The organism is Butyrivibrio sp. YAB3001 (assembly GCF_900112195.1).
In the GTDB taxonomy this organism is placed as follows: Bacteria; Bacillota; Clostridia; order Lachnospirales; family Lachnospiraceae; genus Butyrivibrio.
Window position 1 is genome coordinate 1 of the sequence record NZ_FOKR01000012.1, and the last position, 24201, is coordinate 24201.

Consider the following 24201-nt stretch of genomic DNA (forward strand, 5'->3'; position numbering starts at 1 on the left):
GCTTAGGCAATCAATGTCCAGAAAAGCCAATTGCTGGGATAACGCCCCTCAGGAAAGCTTCTTTGGTCATATGAAAGATGAGATAGATCTGTCAGAATGCAAAAAATATAGGGAAGTAAAAGCAATCATAGATGATTGGATGGACTACTATAACAATGAAAGATATCAGTGGCAGTTAGCAAAGCTATCTCCGAATGAATACTATAAGTACATCACCACAGGAATATATCCTCTTGGAGATGTTTGATATATAGATAAATAATGTGCTGTAATTAGATATGCCTATAGCTTAATTTGTACTTGACATGGGGTACACTTTAAAATATCTTTGAAAGACTGTCAAATGAACTTGATTTCGGAAACTTGTCCGCATTATCTTACGGTGCTATCATAAGATTAACCTATAGTGTTGCATATAAACTGACTATGAAGCATAAAAACGTTCAACAGAAGGTGGGTGAAATTATGGGCGGAAAAGTGTTGGATTTACCTGAAATCAGGATATATAAAGAGGGCAAAGCTGAAGGAAAAGAAGAAGGGAAAGAAGAAGGGATTAGGCTGTTTATAATAGATAAGTTAGAAGATGGCATTTCGGAAGAAGTGATTATAAAAAAGTTACAAAAAATTTATAGCATGGATGAAAAAGAAGCAGAAGATTATTATAAAAGATATTCGGAATAAATTTCTAATTTACGCTCGGTGCATTGATATGAACCTAGCTACGAAAATAAGCGACCTCGTAGCTAGCAAATTTGATCAGGAAATACTTAAACAGATTTCTTGAAATTATTATAAGCTATCAAGCGCAAAAAAGACGCATGATATACACGCCCCGTCAGAAAACGGGGTTCGCACATTGACAAATTATGATAATAGCTAACTGACGTTATAGATATCAAGCTGTGGCTTCTACATGATAGCCACGTTTTTCAAGCTCTTTGCGATAATGGTTTACGAGACGATTCTCTTGGGTGATTCGCCTTGAGGCAAAATTGCTTTCATCATACATTGTGCCTTTCTTTAACATTGTATAGATAATAACCAGCAGTTTTCTGGCTAAAGCAATAATCGCTTTCTTGGCACCTTTTTTCTGTTTAAGTCTCCAATACCAACCAGAAAGATAAGTATTGCGTTTGCCAGCAATTACCCAGGAGATTTCGCAAAGCATGGATTTGACATAAGGGTTGCCTTTTGTTGTGTGGGCATTCTTTCTCTTGCCGGCGCTTTCGTTGTTTCCAGGGCTCAATCCTGCCCATGAACAGATATGCTCTGCAGTTTTGAAGTGAGACATATCCGTTCCAATCTCTGCTATTATGGCACAAGCTGCAACAGTACTGACACCATAGATACTGCTCAATTGTTCTACATGGGATTTGAAAGGCTCCATGTCTTTCTGAAGAGCCGATTCTATTTCTGCAAGATGCTTGTTAAGCGTTTCATAGTGTTCCATAAGCGTCTTCAAGAAAGACCTCTGATGCTCGGACAAGGTACCGTTAACTGACATTAGGATTTCATCCAAACGGTGTCTCGTCTGGGTTTTAAGACATATATCCATCTCTTTGCGCGTAATACTACCATGTTCCATAAGATGATGGATTATGTTTCTTCCGGAGGCACCAAAGATGTTTGAAAGAAACGAGGATAGCCTGAAGCCAGATGCCTGAAGGAATTTCTCGATCCTATTCTTTTGGCGGGTGATGTCTTCAATGATGCTTTTTCTATAACGGTTTAGGTCACGAAATTCCCGGATTTCTTTGTCTGGAATAAAGCTGGCATTAAGAAGACCTGCTCTAAGGAGTGAAGATATCCATTCTGCATCACGGATATCAGTTTTCTTTCCAGGAACATTCTTCATATGGCGAGGATTCACAACTAACAGATGGATATTGCCATCAAATGCAGTTTCAAGAGTTTCATATACCGGAATCCAATATATTCCGGTGCATTCCATTGCGACATCGTGGCAATCACATGAAACAATCCATTCTCGCAAAGCTATAAGATCAGGAATCAGTGTGGAGAATTCTCTGGTTTCGGATAAAGGTGTCGTTCCAATTGGACCAGACAGTACGTTTGCAACAATTTTTTCTTTGTGGACATCAAGACCACAAGAACGTTCAAGAATATCATTCATAACGGCCTCCTTCCTACCAATAATAGTAAATGACAGGAGTCCTGCCCGAGATGATACGAACTTTGCTACGCGTGCTATCCGAAGATGCAACAATATGCTGTGCTCAAAGGCAGGGCACTCACGTTGAAAATCGGGGTATTAAAATCCACCAAGGTGCGACCAAGTTCTGTCCTGTCAAATTAATTATCGGCAGAAAGAAAGTAAGCTATTTTCATAATAGGCTGTGAGTGCGATGCAGCCATGGTACGTTGATAATTTCATACTTTACATCGGAAAAAGAAAATGTTATATTTAACAGGCATTATTCGTATGCATTTGAGGTATCTTGGGCAAATCGTCCGTGACTCCCATAATGATTTAGATGTTTAGAATATAACGATTTTCATTTTCGCTTTCTTATTAAGTCAAATGTTTATTCAATTCTTTCATGTTACATTATTACATTTACCTCAATCATATGAATGTTTGCAGATAATAGGCAAAATCAATATAATGGAGGTAGAAGTTGGAAGAAGAATTACAGAAATATGAACAAGAAAGAAAGGACTGGCATTCCGGATTTGCAGGTGGTTTGGAGCTTAGTTTCAGGCGATTTAAAAGAATGCTTAATTTCGAGAGGGAGCATTCATTATCCAAAGAACCACTTCGAATTGATTTTCTGATCATTAAAAAGATTGATGATTGTCCCATTAATAATGCTGTAGGAAGAATATTTCGAAAGTATAATATAGTTGAATACAAAAATCCCTATGATGAACTGGATATTGATGTAGTATGGAAAGCAATAGGGTATGCTGGGCTATATAAAAGCTTTGGGAAAAAAGTAGATGAGATTCCGATTTCGGAAATATCAATTTCAATCTTTAGAAGTAGTAAGCCAGTTAAATTGCTGCAGAAATTAAAATCAGAAGGAAATATTATTGAAGAATCATACTCAGGCGTATATTACGTCAGTGGATTGAGCATAATACCATTACAGATAATAGTGACTTCAGAATTAGATGAACAAGATTTTATTGCAATTAAGATACTGAGAGAAAATGCTGATTTCAAAGATGCAGAAAGATTTATAAAAGAGATTAAGTATTACGAGGATCAGGATGACAAAGAAAATGCGAATGCTGTGTTACATTTGTTTAGAATGGCGAATAAGACATTGATTGATGAAATGAGAGGTGAGAATGATATGGTATATGAAGCATTTAGAGATGTATATGAAGAGCTTATCACTGAGGCAAAGGCAGAAGGAGAAGCTAAAGGAGAGGCTAGTGGAGAAGCCAAGGGAGAAAAACGACAAAGAGAAACAGACCTCAAAATTTTCATAGAAGATAAAATCGAAGATGGCGTTCCAACTGAAAAAATCGCTGCAAAGCTCGTTAAGCTCTATGGATTTACGGAGACTGTTGCAAAGGAATATGTTGAGAAGTATACACCTGTTTCTGCTGAAAAGTAACGTATAAAGATTAAACAGAACAACATTATAATAATAAGATAATTAAATTCCCGATGTGAAGTATAGAACGTACTTTATGTCGGGATTTTTGTTTTCCACAGTGGTGACAGTCACCAATGTCTATAAAATGCAGGTGAGAAAATGATAAAAGTTTCTGTAATTATGCCATGTTATAATGTGGTTCTTTATTTTAAAGAATGCATAGAGAGTGTTTTGAACCAGAAGGACTTTGAAGAGTTGGAAGTGATCATCGTTGACGCAGGATCTTCCGATGGAACATATGAAATAGCATCATATTATGCGGATAAACATACGAATGTTAGGCTGATAAGTTCTGATAAGAAAAGTTATGGCTATCAGGTAAATCTTGGAATTAAAGAGGCCAAGGGAGAGTATGTTGCTGTTTTGGAAACTGATGATTACATAAAAGAAGATATGTACATCAGTTTATACAATTTGGCTAAAGAAAATGATGTTGAATATGTAAAAGCGGATTTTGATGTTTTTTACCAATGTAGAAATGGTAAAAGAATAATATGGAATAATACCTTGAATAAGCAGTATGAAAATATAAATGGTCATGTAATAGATCCTTCTAAGAATGCATTTTTATATAATACTGACACAACGATATGGAGAGGAATTTACTTACGTGAATTTCTTATTCAAAATGGCGTATTTTTAAATGAAACATCAGGAGCTGCATTTCAGGATATAGGTTTTGGATTATTATTACATGCTAAAGCAAGGCGCGCGCTTTATGTACAGGATTCTTTTTACAGGTATAGAATAGGAAGAGAAGGTTCTTCGATAAATTCCGGAAAAGGACTAATTTATGGGCAGCAGGAATTCGGCTGGATTTTGAGTCGCGAGGATTTGGATGAGTTTTATTTGCCGGGTGTTTATGAAGCGCTCTTTTTAACATTTGCATATGAGTTTTCTCGGATGGATAATAGAGAGTGTATGAATGATGACAAAACTCATGACTGTATAATGTGGTTTATTAAGCAGATAGAGTATGGCTTTGATAATAATCTTATAAGTGACGAATTCTTGGCAAATGATGGTTTACAAGATAAGATTAATCTATATGAAAGAATAAGGGAAAATCCAGAAAAAGAGCTGAAAAGACAGATTGATGCTAAAACCAAAAGAATGTCAAATTTGACTGAGATGAATAAGCATTTTGGGAATCATATTGTTTTTGGCGCAGGAATATATGGCAAGAATGCATTGATGGCGCTTGATTCTATTGGAATAAATGTTGATCTGTTTTTTGATAATAATGCCCATGAAGGAGAGAAAATAGCAGGCATTGATGTTGTGGTTCCGGATGTGGAGCATATTAATGAGGATGTAGCTATTTTAATAGCTTGCAAAAATTACAAGGAAGAAATGATGCAGCAGATGAAAGAAATGGGAGTGAGAGACAATAACATTTTTTCCTTCAACTGAGGAATCATACTTATGATATATGTGTAGTGGTCTGTGAATTGCGTATCTGATATATAGTTTTGTAATGGTTTCCTGATTCTGAAGAGTAGCGCATATAGCAATGGAGGATTTACCTATGCCAATACTGAACTTTCCAGAGGATTATTTTACAAACGAAATACGGTGTGATTTTTATATAACTGCGATGATGAAAAGGTTATGGGCATCGCAGATGGAAATTCTTGCGTGGATTGACGCAAAATGCAACGAGCATGACATCAGATATATTGTGTTTAATGGCTCGATGCTGGGGGCAATTAGGCATAAGGGTTTTATTCCATGGGATGATGATATAGATATAGCAATGCTTCGTGAAGATTATGTCAAGTTTACGAAGGTTTTAGAAAAAGAATTGCCCCCATATCTAAAAACTAAGTCGCTTATGCCGGGGGCTATTCAGCCAAAAGAAATGATCTTTAATATCGGAAATGGGGGTAAACTCGATACAAGCCCTGAATTCTTGGAAAGATTTCATGGATGTCCCTATGCAACAGGAATTGATATTTTTGTTCATGACAAGATGACTAAAGATCCACAGGAGTTTGCTTATCAGGACAGGCTTATCCGTATGCTGGACAGATTGCTTACACTTAGGTGGAAAGTGGATGATTCTACCATTATGGGGGATGAGCTTAATGAATATGGTAAATTGAAGAGGGTTATTGAGCAGGAGCTTGGCTATACATTCACGGATAATGAGGCAGTCTCACTTCAGATTTTACGACTTATTGATGCAGCGAGCAGCTTGTGTGATGATTGCGATTCTGACAGAGTTGCAGTTATGCAGGACATGCTCTATACAGGCGATAGGGGAATGTGCGAGAGGCATTTTACAGATCGTATTTATGTTCCGTTTGAAAATGTTATGAGTATTCCTGTGCCGAAGGATTATGACGAAGTCTTAAGAAACTTTTTTGGCGATTACAATGTGTTTGTCATGGGGGCTGCAGGGCACAATTATCCTATCTATCAGTTCCAGAGAATAGATCTTTATAAGGCATATAAACAGAGAGGGTGGAAGATCCCGGAAGAATTTCTGGAGTATGATGAAAATGGGCGTCTGGTGCTGGATCCGGCGACGGTTTAGTCATGAGTGGAAAATAAACGAAATATAGATTAAAATTAAAGCGTAGGACGTATAGTCTTACGCTTTTTTGCAGCACAAAACCGGAAAGAGAATGATTGCATACAAATTCATTTGCTGTTCATGTATGAAATCGAATATATGAGAATAGATAACAGGAGACTTGGATGTCTGAAACTATACTGCAGGATATAAGGACAGGAATATTAAGGTGGTACCCATTTAAGGAAAGTGCATCAGTGTTGATTGTACTAAATGATTGGAAAGATGGATTCGCTCAGGAAGTGCAGGATGCAATATCGGCATGGCTTTTGAGCGAAAGGGTAAAAGTAGATAAGTCAGTAGTATCAGATATTGTATGTGAAAAAGATAATGATAATAAGAATAGTAATAATCGCGAACATATAGTAACTTGCGATGGTTATGACTATATTCTTCTGATTGGGATTATAGAATACTGTGAAAATCCGGTAAGACTTCTTTCCATATGCAAAACAATGCTGAATAAGACAGGACGTCTGCTACTTGCGACTGATAACAGGCTTGGAACCAGATATTTTGCGGGGGATCATGATTTTTTTACTGATAGAAGCTTTGATGGAATAGATGGCTATGAGAAGATTTTTAGAAGAGATAAGGAAATGTTTGGCGGAAGGAGTTATGCCAGATTTGAAGTTGAGGAATTTTTAGATAAGGCAGGTTTTAAGAATAAAAGGTTCTTCTCAGTTTTTCCTGATATTAGGGCATCGCAGTTCATTTATGCAGAGGATTATGAGCCTAATGAAGATATGTCTGCCAGATATTTTCCATATTATAACAATCCGGAATCAGTTTTTTTGAATGAAGGGAAGCTTCTTAATACGCTCTCAAAAAATGGGATGCTTCATAAGATGGCTAACGGATATGTGATAGAGTGCGTGCCGGATTACGGTGAATGCTGTGATATTTGCCATGCGACCATGTCTCTTGACAGGGGCGAGAATGACATGATCACTATCATCAGAAAGCGTGGCTTTGAGCTGAGCGATGAAGATTCTGTAATGGCTGAGTATCTTGATCTGAACTATACGGTTGAAAAAAAGGGTGTAAATGATAGTGGACGAAAAAAAATTCAGGATCTTTTGACAAACAGTTCTAGATTAAGGGCTAGAGGAATAAAGGTAGTTCCTATGAAGAGCCGGGAGGGCTGTCTTCTTATGCCCTATGTAAACGCTATTGGTGGAATGGAGTACTTTAAGGAACAGGCTTATTTGGGGAAAGAAGCTTTTCTTTCCGCACTTGATAAGTTTTATGAGTTGATTCTTGATTCTTCTGAAGAAGCAGACGTACCGGCGGATTACATTTTTGACAGAGATCTGGTGACGCAAAAGCCTGTGAAGTGCAAAAATGCCGGAAAGGTTCTTAAACTTGGCTATCCTGATATGGTACCGCTTAATACATTTGTCATAAACGGAGAGTTTTATTTCTTTGATCAGGAATTTGTCGAAGAAACATATCCTGCAAAAGCAGTCATGTACAGAGTGATATGCTTATTGGATCCTTACGCTAAAATGGCTGCGGATGGTCTGACTAGAGACAAGCTGCTTGATATGTATGATATGTCTGAGGACGGTAATCAGTGGCGATTTTTTGAGAGAAAGTTTTGCGATGGACTTCTTAAACAGGAAATACTGTCTGATTATAGAAAGGGGCATACTCCTGAAAATGGCGTGATTGTCGAGAATCTTGAAAGAGTCAGCTTTGGAGCAGGCGGATATAAAAAAGTATTCGTTAATGTATTGGATGGTTGTAATGAGAGAAATGTCATTGTTTTTGGCTCAGGAGCATTTGCAAAGAGGTTTATATCTTTGTACAAAGACAGAATGAATATTTTGTTTATGGTGGACAATGATGTTTCAAGACAGGAAACAGAAATTGATGGAATAGAGATAAAAAAACCTGAATCACTTGCCGATATGCCTTCTGACAGTTATAAGCTGATTATCTGTATACGTCAGTATGTGGGAATACTTAAGCAGATAAAAAAATATGGCGTAGAGGAATATGGTATTTTCAATCCTGAAGCGGATTATAACATTCCGGATTATCTGACTAATAAGCGGAAAAACGAAAATATCATGATGCGTGAAAACAACGCGGAAAATGGACAATATAATCCAAAGCCATATCATACAGGTTACGTGGCAGGGGTTTTTGATCTTTTCCATGTGGGGCATTTAAATATCCTTAAAAGAGCTAAGGATAATTGTGATTATCTTATTGTGGGGCTTGTATCAGATGAGGGAGTAAAAAGAAATAAAGGCGCTTATCCTGTTATTTCTTTTGATGATAGGAAAGCAATCCTTGAGGGGTGTCGGTATGTAGATGAGGTTGTTGAAATTCCGCTTAATGCGGGAGATTCGCTAGATGCATGGCGACTTAATCACTTTGATGTACAGTTCTCTGGCAGCGATTATGAGCATGATGAATATTGGTTAAAAATGAAGTCGGAGCTTGAGAAACATGGAGCAACAATAGTTTTCTTTCCATATACTGAGTCGACGAGCAGTACTAAATTAAAGGAGAAACTAAAAAAATGAGAATGGTCTTTTCACCTAAAGGGCTTATAACAGATATTCGTTATCCGGGACAGGGACTGATCGATATTCAAAACGCAGGTTTTACTGAGGTGGTTTTGGATGGCAGATTGGCTATTGCTGAGGAAGAATTCCGATATGTAGACAGATACAGGAAATTTGCTAAGCAGGAAAATAGAGCTTTCTTATTTGATGAACCTTCCGGATATAAAGGTAGGTTAGAAGCATTTTTAAGTGAAGTCCGTAAAAGAAATCTTAAGACTAAAATTGCGTATGCACCGTGCATAAAAACTGAAGTAAGAAATCCTATTTGTAATGATCCTTACAGAAAGCTTGTGCAGGAAAGCGTGCGACTGGCTGTAGAGCAAGAATGTGAAAGCATAATAGTCAAGCCGGTTTTTATCGGAGTTTCTTTAGAAAAAGAATGGGAGGTAAATAAAGAGTTTTACTTATCGTTGCTTCCTATTGTTAAAGGAACAAACACGCGTATATTGCTTCAAAACCAGTATCAGAATCATGAAGGACATATGGTTCGGGGAATGATGTCGGATTCGCTTGAGGCGATAAAATGGGTTGATGAATTAAATCAAGCGGCAGGAGAGAATAGGTACGGATTTTGCCTTGATATAGGAGCTTGTAATCTTTGTGGCATAGATGTTTATGAGTTTATTACAAGCTTGGGAAAAAAGATAGATGCTGTTATTTTCAGCGATAATGACGGACATCAGGAAGAAGCGCTACTTCCATTCTCTTCAATCTCGGATGGATTATCGACCACAGACTGGCTGAGTGTTATCAGAGGGCTGCGTGAGATTTCATATGACGGTGTGGCAATAATTGATATAGGTACAACTATAAGAGCTGTTTCTGTCATGCTTCGCCCTGCATACATGGAACTTGCCAGGGAAACCATGAAGTTTTTGGAGTGGCAGATCACGATAGAGAAACAGCTGCAGAAGTATAAAAATATTGTTTTATTTGGCGCAGGTTATATGTGCATGAACTATATGGAAAGTTATGGAGATAAATATCATCCGCTTTTTACCTGCGACAATAATTCATCCAGATGGGGAGAAGAGTTTTGCGGGCTAACGATCCATTCGCCCAAGGATCTTCTTACAATTCCCGATAGTACCTGTATTATTATCTGCAATACTTTCTTCAGGGAAATAAAGGAGCAGATTAAGCAGATGGGAATCGAGGCGGATATAGTTTACTTTGATGGTGAGTATTCTCCTAAAATGCAGATGAAATACAGAAGGTTTTAAATCTGATTATTGTATGGTTGTAAATTATGAAAATGAGGTAATGACATGCTTGAAATAGGTGTGCAGACGCATAATGCGGTATCGGATGATAATCCAAATGCTGGTTTTAAGATGATTTCTGATGCGGGTTTTACATGTTGTGATTTTTCTTTAAACATGTATTTGAAAAATACGGATCTGTATGAGCAAAGGCTTAATGGCTTTTTTGATAAGTCGATAAACGAGTTAGAAAGCTTTTTTTCTCTGCATAAAAAGGCGGCAATTGATAATGGAATAAGGATTCATCAGATGCATATGCCATATCCAAATTTCGTTCCGGATGCTTCAGATGAGATCAATAATTACTTGCTAAATGAAATGGCGCCTAAAAGTATGCAGATTTCAGACTTTTTTGGCTGCAGATATATTGTTGTCCATGCTCCAAAGGTTAAACGGTTTTATGGTTCAGAAGAGGCAGAGTGGGAAAAGGCAGAAGAGTTTTTAAGCCATATTCTGCCAATGGCAAAAGAGATGGGAATCACGGTCTGCGTTGAGAATATCTATATTTCTGCCGGGGCGCATATTATTGAGGGACCATGTGGTAATCCTACCAAAATGGCAGAGAGAATAGATAGGATAAATGATGAGTATAAGGCAGAGGTGCTGGGCTATTGCTTTGATACGGGGCATGCGAATATTGTAGGACTGGATTTTGAGAAGTTTTTAAATATTCTTGGGAAGCGTGTAAAAGTACTGCACATTCATGATAATGATGGAATCTCAGATCTTCATCAGATGCCATTTACTTTTACCAAGACAAGGGAGAATAATCCTTCGACTGACTGGAACGGCTTTTTGAGAGGTTTAAGGGCAGCAGGCTTTGATAAGGTGTTAAGTTTTGAAACAGCGCCTGTATTAAAGTCTTTTCCTGAGGAGTTACGTCCTGTGGCGCTCAGGACGATTGCTGATATCGGAAAATACTTTGCGGCAAAGCTGGATGCAACTAGTGCGGAAGATACGTAATGGGAGAGAAAATCATAAAAAACTACATCAATAATGAGTGAATAAATGTGTGATATAATGATAATATATTAATTGCTTAGGGGCAAATGATGAGAACGTTTAATGATGATTTTTTTAAAGAGGAAGTGCGAGAAGGCTTTTTTGTCAGCGAGATCATGAAAAGATCCTGGGCGACACAGATGGCTATTCTTGATGCGCTGACTACTCTTTTTAAAAAGCATGGACTTGTATATTATGCCGAAGTTGGGACTTTATTGGGCGCTGTAAGACATAAGGGATATATTCCCTGGGATGATGACATTGATATTGCCATGCCAAGGCGTAATTACATGAGATTTCTTGAACTTGAATCAGAACTTCCTGAGGATTTATGTATCCGTAGTTTTTATAACATTGAATCGTTTAGTAGTTTTCATGCTGTTGTGGCCACTAAAGCGGATACACTTGAATGGAACGAAGAAAGGATGAAAAAAAACTATGGCTGTCCTTTCATATGTTTTGTTGATATATTTCCCCTGGATTTTATTCCTGCAGATAAAGGTAAATTCAGAATTCAGAAGGAATTATACTATTTTTCTTATAAAATGGCTTACGACTGTAAGACTATCGAGGAGACTATATTTAGGAACAGGCTTGTTACATTAGGGGAACTTCAGCGTTTGGTGGAAGATAAGAATACTGATTCTACTGAGACAATAAGTATTTTTCTTAAAGAGCTTAAGGATTTGGGCAAATATGTAAGGGGAATTCTTCATGAGGATTTCAAGCCGGATACGGATAAATCCTTAAGAAATCAATTGTATCTGATGGCGGATCATGTTGCACAGATGTGTGATGAAAAGGATGCAAATGCTGTTGATTACAGTCCGAATCTGGCACTTATTGCAAATCTGGAAGATTGCAGACCAAGGAAACTTTCCTGGTATGAGAAGGTTGTTGAATTACCCTTTGAAGATATTAAGATTGCAGCACCTGTGGGATTTCACGAAGAACTTGTCAATCAGTACAGTGAAGGATATCTGAAACCGATAAGATATGCATCAGCTCATGACTATCCTTTTTTTAGGAGTGAGATACAGGTTCTTATTGGAGGGGATACAGGTGACCGCTACGTTGATAGCCCGGGAGAATGGTATTTTGCTGAACTTCTTGATACGCTGGCGGAAGCAATTGAGACGGTTCGAGGATATACAGGGACAACAGACGCAGATATGTTGTCATATGAAACTCCAAATAATATAGAGGTTGAGAAAGGACTCTCGGAGCAGCCGGCTGAAATTGAACTTGCGCTAAATGTTATCGCGCAGATTCAGGAAAATGCTGTCGAGATTGGAAATGCTATAGAAAAGGCATTCAGAGAAAAAGCGCCTGCAGTGAGATGCGTTGAGAAATTCTGCGAAGATGTGTTTGGAATCTATAATTACCTAGAATCAAACGAAGAAAAAGAGAAAATTCATTGCAAAGAACTGGAATGCCTTGATGATCTGCAGTTTGTAAAACAAGAAGTTTTTAGAGAGATACATAGAGCATGTTTTCAAAATGATTCTGCAAAAGAAGATACAGTCGGACAGCAGCTCAAAGACTTGTATGAAAGAAAGTCTAATGGCGATAGCGATGAGAAGTATGTGGTTCTTTACGCTTTATCCGCCACAGACATAGTCAATTCGGGGAAACAGGGAATAGGACGTATCAGGGAATATCTTTCTTTTATCGAAAAAAATAGGATGGATACCACAGCTATAGTTCTTTTTCCAAGTGGAGTCGATGATTTTATCAGAAGATGCAAGCTGAATATATTGGAAGATTACATTGAATTTATAGATGATCTGAAGAAGATGGATAATATCATTTTGATAGAAAGTCCATCTAAATGCATGATTGAGCAGTCTGTAATTGTGTGTGATGAGTTTTATGGTCATCACTGTAAGGTGGCTGATGTGTGCCAAAAGGCAGGAAAGCCGGTGGTATTCCAGGACTTGGGATGATTTTTATGTTTTTTACAGGAATAATTAGTAGGTTCGAAGTTTGAGCGGTTCGTTGCATCAGGAGACAAGGAAATAGTCATGAAGAAAGTCATTACCTATGGTTCCTTCGATCTTTTCCATGAGGGACATTACAACATTTTAAAGAGAGCAAAAGCACTTGGAGATTACCTGATTGTAGGTGTCACAACAGAGCATTTTGACAGAATGCGTGGAAAGCTTAATCTTGTTGACCCGATAATGACAAGAATACAAAATGTCAAGGATACAGGGTTTGCGGATGAGATTATTGTTGAGGATCATGATGGCCAGAAGATAGAGGATATCCAGAAATATGGGATTGATACTTTTGTTTTGGGTTCAGACTGGTTTGGAAAATTTGATTATCTGAAACAGTATTGTAATGTGATTTATCTTGAGCGCACGCCTAATATTTCATCGACGGTAATACGCAATAATATTTTAAGGTTGATAAAACTTGGAATAGTTGGAACCGGCAGAATAGCAAGAAGATTTATCGCGGAAACTAAGTTTGTATCAGGTGTGGAGGCTGTTGCAGCTTATAATCCGGAAAAAGAAAGTCTTGATAAGTTTGTGCGCGAGTATGCCATTTACTCTTTTAGCTCAGGTTATGAAAGCTTTCTTAAGTGCGTAGATGCGGTTTATATTGCTTCTCCAAATGAGACGCACGCTGATTATGTGCGAAGGGCGCTTCAGGCAGGAAAACATGTATTGTGCGAAAAACCGATGACATTCACTTATCAGGAAGCGGTCGATCTGTATGCTCTTGCCAAGCAGAAGGGTGTTGTTTTGATGGAAGGAATAAGGGCTGCATATCTTCCGGGATTTCAACAGCTTTTAACAGTTGCCAGTAATGGAACTATCGGAAAAGTCTGTGATATTGAAGCTTGCTTTACAAGACTGGGTGAGCCAACATCAAGAGAAATGTCAGATGCCCGTTATGGTGGGGCTTTTATGGAGTATGGTAGTTATACTTTGCTTCCTATTTTTAAGATTTTAGGTCTGGATTATGAAGAATTACGAATAGACTCAATACTTGGTAATAATGGAATAGATGTTTTTACAAAGGTACAGTTTAAGTATCCAAATGCGCTTGCTACGTCCAAAACGGGCGCCGGTGTAAAATCTGAGGGGCAATTGGTTATTGCGGGGACAAAAGGGTATATTATAGCGCAGTCACCGTGGTGGCTTATACGTAGTTTTGATGTGAGATATGAGGATGCAAATGTTGTTGATCATCATGAGGTCAGCTTTGTTGGTAATGATGGCTTTAGATATGAGATAGCAGAATTTCTTGTGAAGATAAATGGTACCGGTGGTCATGATTATAAGCTGACTGCTGAAGAATCAATTGCTATGGCAAAAGTGGTTGAGGAATTCATGAATATCAGGCGAGAACAACAGGGTTTTTAAGCCTATGAGAAGGAGACTTGGCATATGAAGATATGGGCACACAGAGGCTGCAGTCAGATTTATCCGGAGAATACTCTTACTTCTTTTGAAAAGGCAATGAACATACCGGGGCTTGCAGGTATTGAACTGGATATTCAGCTTACAAAAGATGGTGAACTGGTTGTTATCCACGATGAAAGAGTAAACAGGACAACTGAAGGATATGGATTTGTAAAGGATTATTCATTAAACGAACTTCGAAAACTTCATATTTTTACAGGCATTGGGCAGGAAAGTGAGAAGATACCGACAATGCGGGAAGTTATGGATCTTCTTTTACCTAAATTGAAGAGTTATGATGGCGGTGAAGACAGCGAAGGTATCAGATTAAATATTGAGCTTAAGACCAGTTCTATAAGATATCCGGGAATTGAGGAAAAAATCTGTGAACTGGTTAAAGAGATGGGAGTAGAACATGCTATAGTCTACTCAAGTTTCCTGATTGAATCATTGGTTAAGATTCATGATATCTGTCCTACAGCTGAACTTGGCGTTCTTGATGATGCGTTGTCGAATTGTCTTTATAAGACAATACTTTTGGAACAGATGTGGAATATGCAGCCGGGAACAATAGCGTTACATCCAGGCGGGGGCAAGATTGATTTTCCAAAGGAGTTCTTTGCCGGAAGAACAGTCAGGGCATGGTTTGGTGGACATCTTTATCCGGAGGCTCCAACGAATGTGAAGATGGATCTGGAAAGGTTTGAACTTGCGGGGGTTACGGATGTCTTTTTAAATGAGCCTGAGAAATATTTATAATGTAAATATTTATTGAATACAATTACAGAAACACGCATGCATTCATTGATTGTATATCTATGAATGCATGAATTATAAAAAGGATTACGTATATTTTAGAAGAATGAAACTTGGAATAATTGGAACCGGAAGAATTGCAAAACGAGCAGTAAAGGAGCTGGGTGAAGTTGAAGGAATAAGATTGCACGCAGTTTATAATCCTAATCTTTCTCATGCAAAAGAGTTTGCGCGGCAGGCTGGGGGCAGGATATCAGCAACTGATGATCTTGATGGCTTTCTTGATGCGGTTGATGCCGTGTATATAGCATCTCCTCATGAAAGCCACTATTTTTATGCAAAAAAAGCGCTTGAAGGTGGGATTCATGTTATCTGTGAAAAGCCAATGGCCTTCGAAGAAAGCAGGGCACGAGAGCTGTATGCTATAGCACAGTCCAAGAACTGTGTTTTGATGGAGGCTGTTAAGACTGCATATTGTCCGGGATTTAAAGAAATTGAAAGAGTGATTGAAAGTGGAACTATTGGCGAAGTGGTAGATGTCGAGGCAGCATTTACGAGATTAACAAGCATTGGATTAAGAGAACTGGAAGATGTTAAATATGGTGGGGCATTTACTGAGTTCGGGACATATACTCTTTTACCGATATTTAGATTCTTGGGAACTGAATATAAAGAAGTTGTATTTAACAGTGTCAAGGCTGATACAGGGGTGGATGGATACACTAAAGTTTTTTTGAATTATGATGAATCAATGGTAAAAATGGCACAATCCAAAACCGGACTGACTGTTAAAAGTGAAGGTCAGCTGCTGATATCGGGAACGAAGGGCTATTTAATTGTTCCATCCCCTTGGTGGCTAACGCGATATTTTGAAGTAAGATATGAAGATCCTACAATAATAAAGAAATATTATTGTGAATTTGAAGGAGATGGCTTGAGGTATGAATTTGGTGAGTTTTTCAAAAGAGTACAAGAAAAGGGATTGATGGTCAGTAAGGATTATGAACTTGAGATGGAGGAAGCGATTGCAAGAGCAGGGGTTTTTGAGAGGTTTTTGAAAACTAGACAGATGCTATAAACCCAAGGACGAATGCAAATAATTCCTTTGCCTACTCTGCAAGATATGATATAGTTATCGGTGTTGGATGTATTATGGCAGTTCTTATAGAAGAACTATTGAAAATTTGGAGGAGTGGAATGCTTAAACAGGTATCAATTTACGCAGAGAACAAGAAGGGATGCTTACAGAATATTACAGGGATCCTTCGTGAAAATGATGTTAATATTCTTGGTTCAGTTACTAATGATTCAGCAGAGTATGGAATAATCAGAATGGTGGTTTCAGATCCTGAAAAGTGTATCGAGGTGTTAAAAAATGCCGGATATATCTGCAAGACCACATCTGTTCTTGCTGTTGAGTGTAGAGATGAAGTTGGTGCTTTGGATAAGATTCTTAAGACTCTTTATGAGAGCAATATAAATGTTAATTACACTTATCTTTCTTTTAACAGAGAGACAGGACTTCCAATCATGGTAATGCACACTGATGAAGTCAATGCAGTAGAGAATATCCTTATCAATAAGGGATACAAGTGCGATTAAATTGAATATTCTTATGTAATATAAGCCGTAGTAAATGGATTTTGCATTTGCTACGGCTTTTCTATATGTAGGAACTACCATACTCTTTATTGTATATTAATTATAATCAATAAAAGTGATTAAATTCGCCATGATGTAATTGCTCAAAAATGTGCTATCATAATTATTATCAACATTAAATGAACAAATTTATTATTTCTTAATCAAATTTTATCAAAATTTACGACTAAAATTAATATTTCATATTAAAAAAAATCAAGTTTATCCGAAATAGTAGATGAACATATAGCTTAGTAATGAGTAATTTTGAATAGTGACATAGCAGATCAAAAGCACATTTTAAAAGGGGAGCAATATTATGAAGAATGCAGAGAAGTATGAACGTCAGTATTTTATGCCACCAAAACCAACTTATGACTGGGTAAAAAAAGACTACATCGATCATCCGCCTATCTGGTGCAGCGTTGACCTTCGCGATGGAAACCAGGCACTCATTGAGCCTATGAGCCTTGATGAAAAGCTTGAGTTTTTTACCATGCTTGTTAAGCTCGGATTTAAAGAGATTGAAATAGGATTTCCTGCAGCTTCTGAGACAGAGTTTGAGTTTGCAAGAACCCTTATTGAGAAGAACATGATTCCTGACGATGTGACTGTACAGGTTCTTACCCAGGCCAGAGAACACATTATAAAAAGAACTTTTGAAGCTGTTAAAGGCGCTCCAAAGGCAATCATTCATCTTTATAATTCAACTTCAGTCGCTCAGCGCGAGCAGGTTTTCAAAAAGAGCAAAGAAGAAGTTATGAAGATAGCTGTTGATGGCGCAAAGCTTCTTGACAAGCTTGCAAAAGAGACAAATGGTAATTTCTCTTTTGAATATTCACCTGAAAGCTTCCCGGGAACAGAAGTTGACTATGCTGTTGACGTATGCAACGCAGTTCTTGATGTTTGGAAACCCACCAAGGATAACAAAGTGGTAATCAATATTCCGACAACTGTTGAAATAGCAATGCCACACGTATTTGCAACTCAGGTTGAGTATATCAGTAAGAACTTAAAATATCGTGAAGCGGTTACCCTTTCTCTTCATCCTCATAATGACAGAGGAAGCGGTGTCAGCGATGCTGAGCTTGGCTGTCTTGCAGGAGCTGACAGAATCGAGGGTACGCTTTTCGGAAACGGAGAAAGAACAGGAAATGTTGATATAGTAACTCTTGCTATCAACATGTATTCCCACGGAGTTGATCCGGGGCTTGATTTTAGTCACATAGCTGAGATCGGTGAGACCTATGAAAGACTTACAAGAATGCGCATTTACGAGAGACAGCCTTATGCCGGACAGCTTGTTTTCACTGCTTTTTCAGGCTCTCATCAGGATGCTATATCCAAGGGCTTTGCATGGCATGAGCAAAAGAAAGACAAGGGTATCTGGTCAGTTCCTTATCTTCCAATTGACCCTAAGGATCTTGGAAGAGAGTATGACGGCGATGTCATCAGAATCAACAGCCAGTCAGGAAAGGGCGGCGTAAGCTACATCTTAAAGACCAACTATGGAATGATGGTTCCAAAGGAGATGCAGGCAGACATCAGTTATACTATAAAAGATATTTCAGACAGAGAGCATGCTGAGCTTTCACCTGCAAGAATTTATCAGATATTTGAAGATAAGTATATTCATAATGATAACATCTTTAAGATAACTGACTGTCATTTCAAACAGGTAGATGGAATTTTTGCGGAAGTTACTGTTTTACATGCGGAAAAAGAGCATGTTGTTGAGGCAAACGGTAATGGTCGTCTCGATGCGGTAAGCAATGCGATAAAACAGTATTTCAACGTAAGCTACGAGCTTTCAACCTATGAAGAGCATGCTCTTTCAAGAGGATCATCTTCCAAGGCCTGCACCTATGTGGGAATCACATGTAACGGCAAGAAGTTCTGGGGTGTTGGAATCGACGAAGATATTATCAAATCTTCTATAAATGCTCTGGTTATAGCTGTAAATCAGATAGATGCGGTAAAAGAGACAAAGAACAGCAAGGATGAGCGTATAAACTCTATCATTAACTACATTCAGGAAAATTACCTGACAGTAACGCTTGATGACCTTTCACAGCAGTTTTATCTTTCTAAGCCATATCTTTCCAAGTACATCAAGGAAAAATCAGGTATGACCTTTGGAGAGAACGTTAAGCGCATCCGCCTCAATAAAGCAAGCACGCTTCTTCGCAACGGAAATATGAAAGTTGAGAAGGTTGCTGAGGCAGCAGGCTATCAGAACGTTGAGCACTTTAACCGCCTATTTAAAAAGAAATATGGAATGACTCCGGTGCAATACCGCTGCAGTCGTTGAGATTAAAAAACTGAATCATTTTCTCGCGAAATGCGCAGCGTGGTGCGCATTTTTTGTCTGAACAGTAACGAAAAGCTGCCTTTAACAAAAGGTGGCTTTTTTCCATGATAGCAATCTATGGGTTGTATATGATATAATAGAGTGCTTATGAGTTGATTTGCTGTTTTGTAAGAACAGAAATGCGCAAATTTTTACTGGAGCGAGCTGATAGCGAGTGAACAGTAGAGCATATGGAGGTTTTATATGGCTAATAATTTAGATGTTATCATTATTGGAGCAGGTCCGGGCGGTATTTTTTGCGCCTATGAGTTAATGGAAAAGAGACCTGATCTCAAGGTACTTATAATAGAAAAAGGACGTTCAATTGAAAAGAGAAACTGTCCTAAGCGTGTTACCAAGACCTGCGCAGGTTGCAAGCCTTGTTCAATAACTACAGGTTTTGCTGGCGCCGGCGCGTTTTCCGATGGTAAGCTTTCTCTTTCTCCTGATGTAGGTGGAACACTTCCTGAGATATTGGGATATGACGAGGCAACAAAGCTTATTCATGAATCTGATGAAATTTATCTTAAGTTTGGCGCAGACAAGAACGTTTATGGTGTGGATAAAGAGGCTGAGATACGCGAAATCCGCAGAAAAGCAATCAATGCAAATCTTAAGCTGGTTGAGTGCCCGATAAGGCACCTTGGCACTGAGGAAGGTTATAAGATTTATTCCAAGCTTCAGCAGCACATTTTAGATAAAGGTGTAGAGATTCAGTTTAACACAATGGTAACAGAGATCATTGTTGAAGATGGCGTTGCCAAGGGAGTTACAACTGATAAGGGCGAGAGCTTTTTTGCCAAGGAGATAGTAAGCGCAGTAGGAAGAGAAGGCGCTGACTGGTTCAAGGACAAGTGCGAGGAAATCGGAATAGAGACAAAGCCCGGAACTGTAGATGTGGGAGTTCGTGTGGAAGTCCGTGATGAAGTAATGCAGTTTCTTAATGAGAACCTCTATGAAGCCAAGCTCATATATCACACACCTACTTTTGATGATAAGGTGCGTACATTCTGTACCAATCCATCAGGAGAAGTTGCAACCGAATACTATGAGAACGGTCTTGCAGTTGTAAATGGCCATGCCTATAAGGGAAAAGAATTTAAGACTAACAATACCAACTTTGCTCTTTTGGTGTCAAAGAACTTCACAAAGCCTTTCAAGACACCTATCGAGTATGGTAAGAAGATTGCAGAGCTTTCAAACATGCTCTGTGGCGGAAAAATCCTGGTTCAGACCTATGGCGATTTCAGACGAGGCAGAAGAACTACTGAAGAGCGTCTTTGCAGAAATAACCTTATTCCTACACTTAAGGATGCTGTGCCCGGAGATCTTTCACTGGTATTTCCACATAGAATAATGGTGGATCTTGACGAGATGATTCAGGCCCTTGACAAGGTTACACCAGGTATTGCATCAGATGAGACACTTTTGTACGGTGTTGAGGTAAAATTCTATTCCAATAAAGTTATCGTAAATAAGGACTTTGAGACCAGCATAAAGGGGCTCAGAGCAATTGGTGACGGAGCAGGAGTAACAAGGGGACTTCAGCAGGCAAGCGCAAACGGAATCAGCGTTGCCCGCAGCATAATTAAGAAATTTGAGGAATAATGTGAAAAGATATAGAAAGATTGCGGCATGGCTGATGATATGCGCCATGCTCGCAGCAAATATTTCAGGATGTGGTTTTTCTGAGGATGAATACAAGATTGTTTTTACCACAGGATTCAAGCATGATGAAGTATTTAGGATAGAGACTTCAGTATGTACAATACAGGAGCTTATGACATATCTTGTAAACACTCAGAATGGCTATGAGAGCACTTTTGGCGCGGGAATATGGGATGTTCAGACAGAGGATTCCACTGTGGGGGCAAGACTTAAGGAATCTGTTCTTGCCAAAGTTGCGCAGGTCAAGGCGATGAATCTTTTGGCGGCTCAGATGGAGATATCCTTAACTGATGAGGAAATCCAGAAGGCAGACAGCGCAGCGGCTGAGTATTATGCAACTTTATCACCGCAGGATATAGACGCGATGCATGGAGCTACGCAGGATACAATTGCCCAGATTTATTCGGAATATGCCCTGGCTGAAAAGCTTTACGACTATATAATTCGTGACATCAATCCGGAGATAAGCGATGATGAGGCGAGGACCATAACGGTTGAGCAGATAATGCTAAAGACTTATTCCCTCGATGCTTCCGGTGAGAAAGTTCCATATAAAGAAGCAGCCAAGGGTACAGTCCTTGCAAAGATGAGAAGCATAAAGAATCAGCTGATTGATGGCGCAAGCTTTGAAGAGCTGATGGATACTTATAATGAAGCGGATGAGAGAACTCTTTCTTTTGGTAAAGGAATCATGCCTGAAAACTATGAGAAGGCTGCCTTCAATCTGGGGAATGGCGAGGTCAGCAGTATTGTAGAGATTCCGGATGGATATTGCATCATTAAGTGCATCAGCACATTTAACAGGGATGAGACAGAGTACAACAAAGTTAAGATCGTCGCTCAAAGAAAGAGGGAAGTTTTTGGGCAGCAGTATGACGACTTTGTTGCGACTTTGACAAAAGAGCTTAATCAGGAGCTTTGGGATTCCATAGAAGTTACTTCGTATGAAGGAGAGAAAACTTCTTCGCTTTGGGAGGTCTTTAATAAAAGTTTTGGGGAGAAAAGATAAATGGTAGACGTGGCAGTCATTGTTTTATCAGCTGCGGTTTTTATTGCAGTCATTTTGGGAGTTGCAGTAAATCAGGACAACCGTGAAAAGTGGGTTGGTGTTACTTTTCTTGCGGCTGCGATTGGAGGAATATGCCTCTATGGCGCAGCATATTCTGAGGATACAAGCTTTGCAGTTGCGATCTTAAAGACAGTTATCGATGTTGGTAAGATGTTTGGTGGCGCTAATAACGCTGCGGTTTTCCAAAAGATTGTAGGCGAGAATTCACCATGGATGACAGCCTTTTGGATAATTCATTTTCTTGCGTATTATTCAATGGCAAGCGCAATAATAATGGCTGTTGCCAAGACAACCCTCAAGAAGATAAGGGGATGGTTCCTTAGAATAAATGATATCGACCTTGTCTTTGGAATAAATGATAATTCGATTGCTTATGGTCGAAACCTCTCAGGGAAAAAGAAAACTTCCATTGTTTATGTGGGAAAAGAAGCATCAAGTCATGAGGCTGAGATAAGACAGATGGGCGGCCTTTTGTATACAGACAGCGATGCGGTTCATCCAAGTGGTAAGTTTTTGAAAAGACTCTCGATAAAGAGAGGCAAGGGAAAATTCAGGGTAAGCGCACTTTCCAAGAATATTGATGCAAATATCGAATATGCCATGAACATGCTTGGGACACTTGAAAAGGCTAAGATTAAACCTTCTCAGACAGAACTTATTCTTTTGGGAAAAGAAGAACAGAACGGTTCGAAACTTCAGGCTCTTGGTGACTATTATGGTTATGGTTCTGTAAGGGTTTTTGATAAACCGGAACTTATCGCGAGACTTCTGATGCAGGAATATCCTATCTGTGATGCAATTTCTTTTGATGATAATGCAAGGGCATTAGAAGATACTGATATCTTGCTTGTTGGATTTGGAAGAAAAGGTCAGGAAGTTCTGAAAAAACTTGTTGCAAATGGTCAGTTTGAAGGCAGCAGCTTTAAGGTAACTATATTTGATGCAAATTGCAAAAATACTGATGGCTTTTTTGCTGCTAAGTATGAGACACTTCTTGAAAACTACAATATAGACTTCCAGGCTTATGATGGAAGAAGCAGGGCGTTTACTCAGTTCCTCACAGAAAATATCAGTAAGCTTAAATATATCGTAATTGCGGTTGGCGATGAAAAAGTTGGACGTGAGATTGCCCTTGGCATAATTGATTACATGGTGGAATGCGATATTCATTTGCCTGTATATCAGTGCTGCACAGACAGTGTTGTCAAATATAGTGGTGATAACATCCCTGAGAAACACGATATTTACGAGACGGATATTCTTTACGACGGAAAAATGGATGATCTTGCAAAGAAGCTTAATCATTATTATTGCAGATCTGATGAGACACAGGAAGAATCCTGGGCACAGTGTAACTACTTTAACCGTATGAGTTCAAGAGCGAGTGCGGACTTTTTGTCATCATACCTTAGAAGAGTCGGACTATCAGGGAAAAGCGAGATCTCAGACGCTATGATGGAGAACCTTGCAAAGACAGAGCATCTAAGGTGGTGCGCATTTCATTATTCTTTTGGTTATAGATGTATGGAGAAAAAGATAATTGATGAGCGTGCTGAAATGTACAAAAAAGATCCATCTGTCAGAATAACGAAGGATACGAGAAACAGGCTTCATGCATGTCTGATTCCGTGGGATGATCTGGACTGGCTCTCGGAGTTTGAGAGTGGTATCAGGGGGAAGGACATCGATTATAAGCAGATGGATAGGGATAACGTAAATGTCATCTTCAACCTTATGAAGAAAGGGTGATGGGGTAGGTGCATTGGAGGATATAAGCGCATGGATTCAGGAATGCTTGTGGTCGTCTGCGCGGTGATTTACTAAAACTCTAAATCTAAGGAAGGTCTCCTCTCAGCGCTGTTCGAAACAGTCGACCTTCCTTAGATTTCTCGTTTTGTAAATCATCCTGCTCGTCCGAGAACTGCGCATTTCTGAATTCATGCGCTTATATTGTTCCACACAACTGCATAGGGTGATGGTTGAGTTGGCTCCGGAGTAAATGAATTTACTCGGGGGCTTTTTTGGTGCGTGGAGGGAGAACAAGTGCTAAAGGTTTTGCTAGCGGTATGGGTTAAATTTTACATTGACAGTTACAATAACTAAGGTTTCAGATTTACATTTGGTTGTCGATGGTTATAGGAAATAGAATCAGAAAAATATCCGCAAAGAAAACTGAATGTGCAGTATGAACATAATATTAGATATGAAATGCTATTTATATGGTAATATTACCCTAAATATTATCATCAAA

General features: G+C 38.8%; 18 protein-coding genes. 17 read left to right on the plus strand and 1 reads right to left on the minus strand.

Features of this window, described 5'->3' with window-relative positions; translation table 11 throughout:
• On the plus strand, window positions 1-247 hold a 247-nt coding region (locus BM086_RS12925; protein WP_141107751.1), incomplete at its 5' end, for an IS3 family transposase.
• Window positions 248-465: 218 nt separating this feature from the next.
• Window positions 466-681, plus strand: coding sequence for a hypothetical protein (locus BM086_RS12930; protein WP_092327338.1), 216 nt, complete (start codon window positions 466-468; stop codon window positions 679-681).
• A 214-nt stretch (window positions 682-895) separates the two neighbouring features.
• Here the strand turns inward: BM086_RS12930 and BM086_RS12935 are convergent, their stop codons facing one another.
• A complete protein-coding gene (locus BM086_RS12935; protein WP_092327341.1) occupies window positions 896-2134 on the minus strand; it encodes an IS110 family transposase in 1239 nt (412 codons plus the stop codon).
• Window positions 2135-2639: 505 nt separating this feature from the next.
• On the opposite strand from BM086_RS12935, the gene BM086_RS12940 reads away from it, so the two are divergent.
• From BM086_RS12940 to BM086_RS13010, 15 genes are all read left to right on the plus strand, one after another.
• Complete coding sequence (locus BM086_RS12940) at window positions 2640-3587, plus strand: hypothetical protein (RefSeq protein ID WP_092327344.1); 948 nt, start codon at window positions 2640-2642, stop codon at window positions 3585-3587.
• Window positions 3588-3728: 141 nt separating this feature from the next.
• Entirely contained in the window at window positions 3729-5042 is a 1314-nt protein-coding gene (locus BM086_RS12945; protein ID WP_092327347.1) for a glycosyltransferase, read from the plus strand.
• 115 nt (window positions 5043-5157) lie between these two features.
• On the plus strand, window positions 5158-6168 hold the full coding sequence (locus BM086_RS12950) for a LicD family protein (protein ID WP_175560264.1): 1011 nt from the start codon (window positions 5158-5160) through the stop codon (window positions 6166-6168).
• Window positions 6169-6332: 164 nt separating this feature from the next.
• Window positions 6333-8744, plus strand: coding sequence for an adenylyltransferase/cytidyltransferase family protein (locus tag BM086_RS21430; RefSeq protein WP_242952201.1), 2412 nt, complete (start codon window positions 6333-6335; stop codon window positions 8742-8744).
• Entirely contained in the window at window positions 8741-10009 is a 1269-nt protein-coding gene (locus BM086_RS12960) for a sugar phosphate isomerase/epimerase family protein (protein ID WP_092327352.1), read from the plus strand. The genes BM086_RS21430 and BM086_RS12960 overlap by 4 nt, the downstream gene beginning before the upstream one ends.
• A 45-nt stretch (window positions 10010-10054) precedes the next feature.
• Window positions 10055-11011, plus strand: a complete 957-nt coding sequence (locus BM086_RS12965; RefSeq protein WP_092327355.1) for a sugar phosphate isomerase/epimerase family protein — start codon at window positions 10055-10057, stop codon at window positions 11009-11011.
• An 89-nt stretch (window positions 11012-11100) separates the two neighbouring features.
• Entirely contained in the window at window positions 11101-12996 is a 1896-nt protein-coding gene (locus tag BM086_RS12970; protein WP_175560265.1) for a LicD family protein, read from the plus strand.
• Between the two features lie 78 nt (window positions 12997-13074).
• A complete protein-coding gene (locus BM086_RS12975; protein WP_092327360.1) occupies window positions 13075-14427 on the plus strand; it encodes a Gfo/Idh/MocA family oxidoreductase in 1353 nt (450 codons plus the stop codon).
• Window positions 14428-14451: 24 nt separating this feature from the next.
• Entirely contained in the window at window positions 14452-15225 is a 774-nt protein-coding gene (locus tag BM086_RS12980; protein WP_092327363.1) for a glycerophosphodiester phosphodiesterase family protein, read from the plus strand.
• Window positions 15226-15328: 103 nt separating this feature from the next.
• Complete coding sequence (locus BM086_RS12985) at window positions 15329-16300, plus strand: Gfo/Idh/MocA family protein (protein ID WP_175560266.1); 972 nt, start codon at window positions 15329-15331, stop codon at window positions 16298-16300.
• A gap of 119 nt (window positions 16301-16419) precedes the next feature.
• Window positions 16420-16824 carry an amino acid-binding protein gene (locus BM086_RS12990; RefSeq protein WP_092327368.1) on the plus strand — a complete coding sequence of 135 codons (405 nt, stop codon included), beginning with the start codon at window positions 16420-16422 and terminating at the stop codon, window positions 16822-16824.
• A 358-nt stretch (window positions 16825-17182) separates the two neighbouring features.
• Entirely contained in the window at window positions 17183-19174 is a 1992-nt protein-coding gene (locus BM086_RS12995; RefSeq protein ID WP_092327371.1) for a 2-isopropylmalate synthase, read from the plus strand.
• A 243-nt stretch (window positions 19175-19417) separates the two neighbouring features.
• Window positions 19418-20821 (plus strand): NAD(P)/FAD-dependent oxidoreductase, encoded by a 1404-nt coding sequence (locus BM086_RS13000; RefSeq protein WP_092327374.1) that lies wholly within the window; start codon window positions 19418-19420, stop codon window positions 20819-20821.
• Window position 20822: 1 nt separating this feature from the next.
• Window positions 20823-21890, plus strand: coding sequence for a peptidylprolyl isomerase (locus tag BM086_RS13005; RefSeq protein WP_242952202.1), 1068 nt, complete (start codon window positions 20823-20825; stop codon window positions 21888-21890).
• A complete protein-coding gene (locus tag BM086_RS13010; protein ID WP_092327377.1) occupies window positions 21891-23699 on the plus strand; it encodes a hypothetical protein in 1809 nt (602 codons plus the stop codon).
• The last annotated feature ends 502 nt before the right edge of the window (window positions 23700-24201 follow it).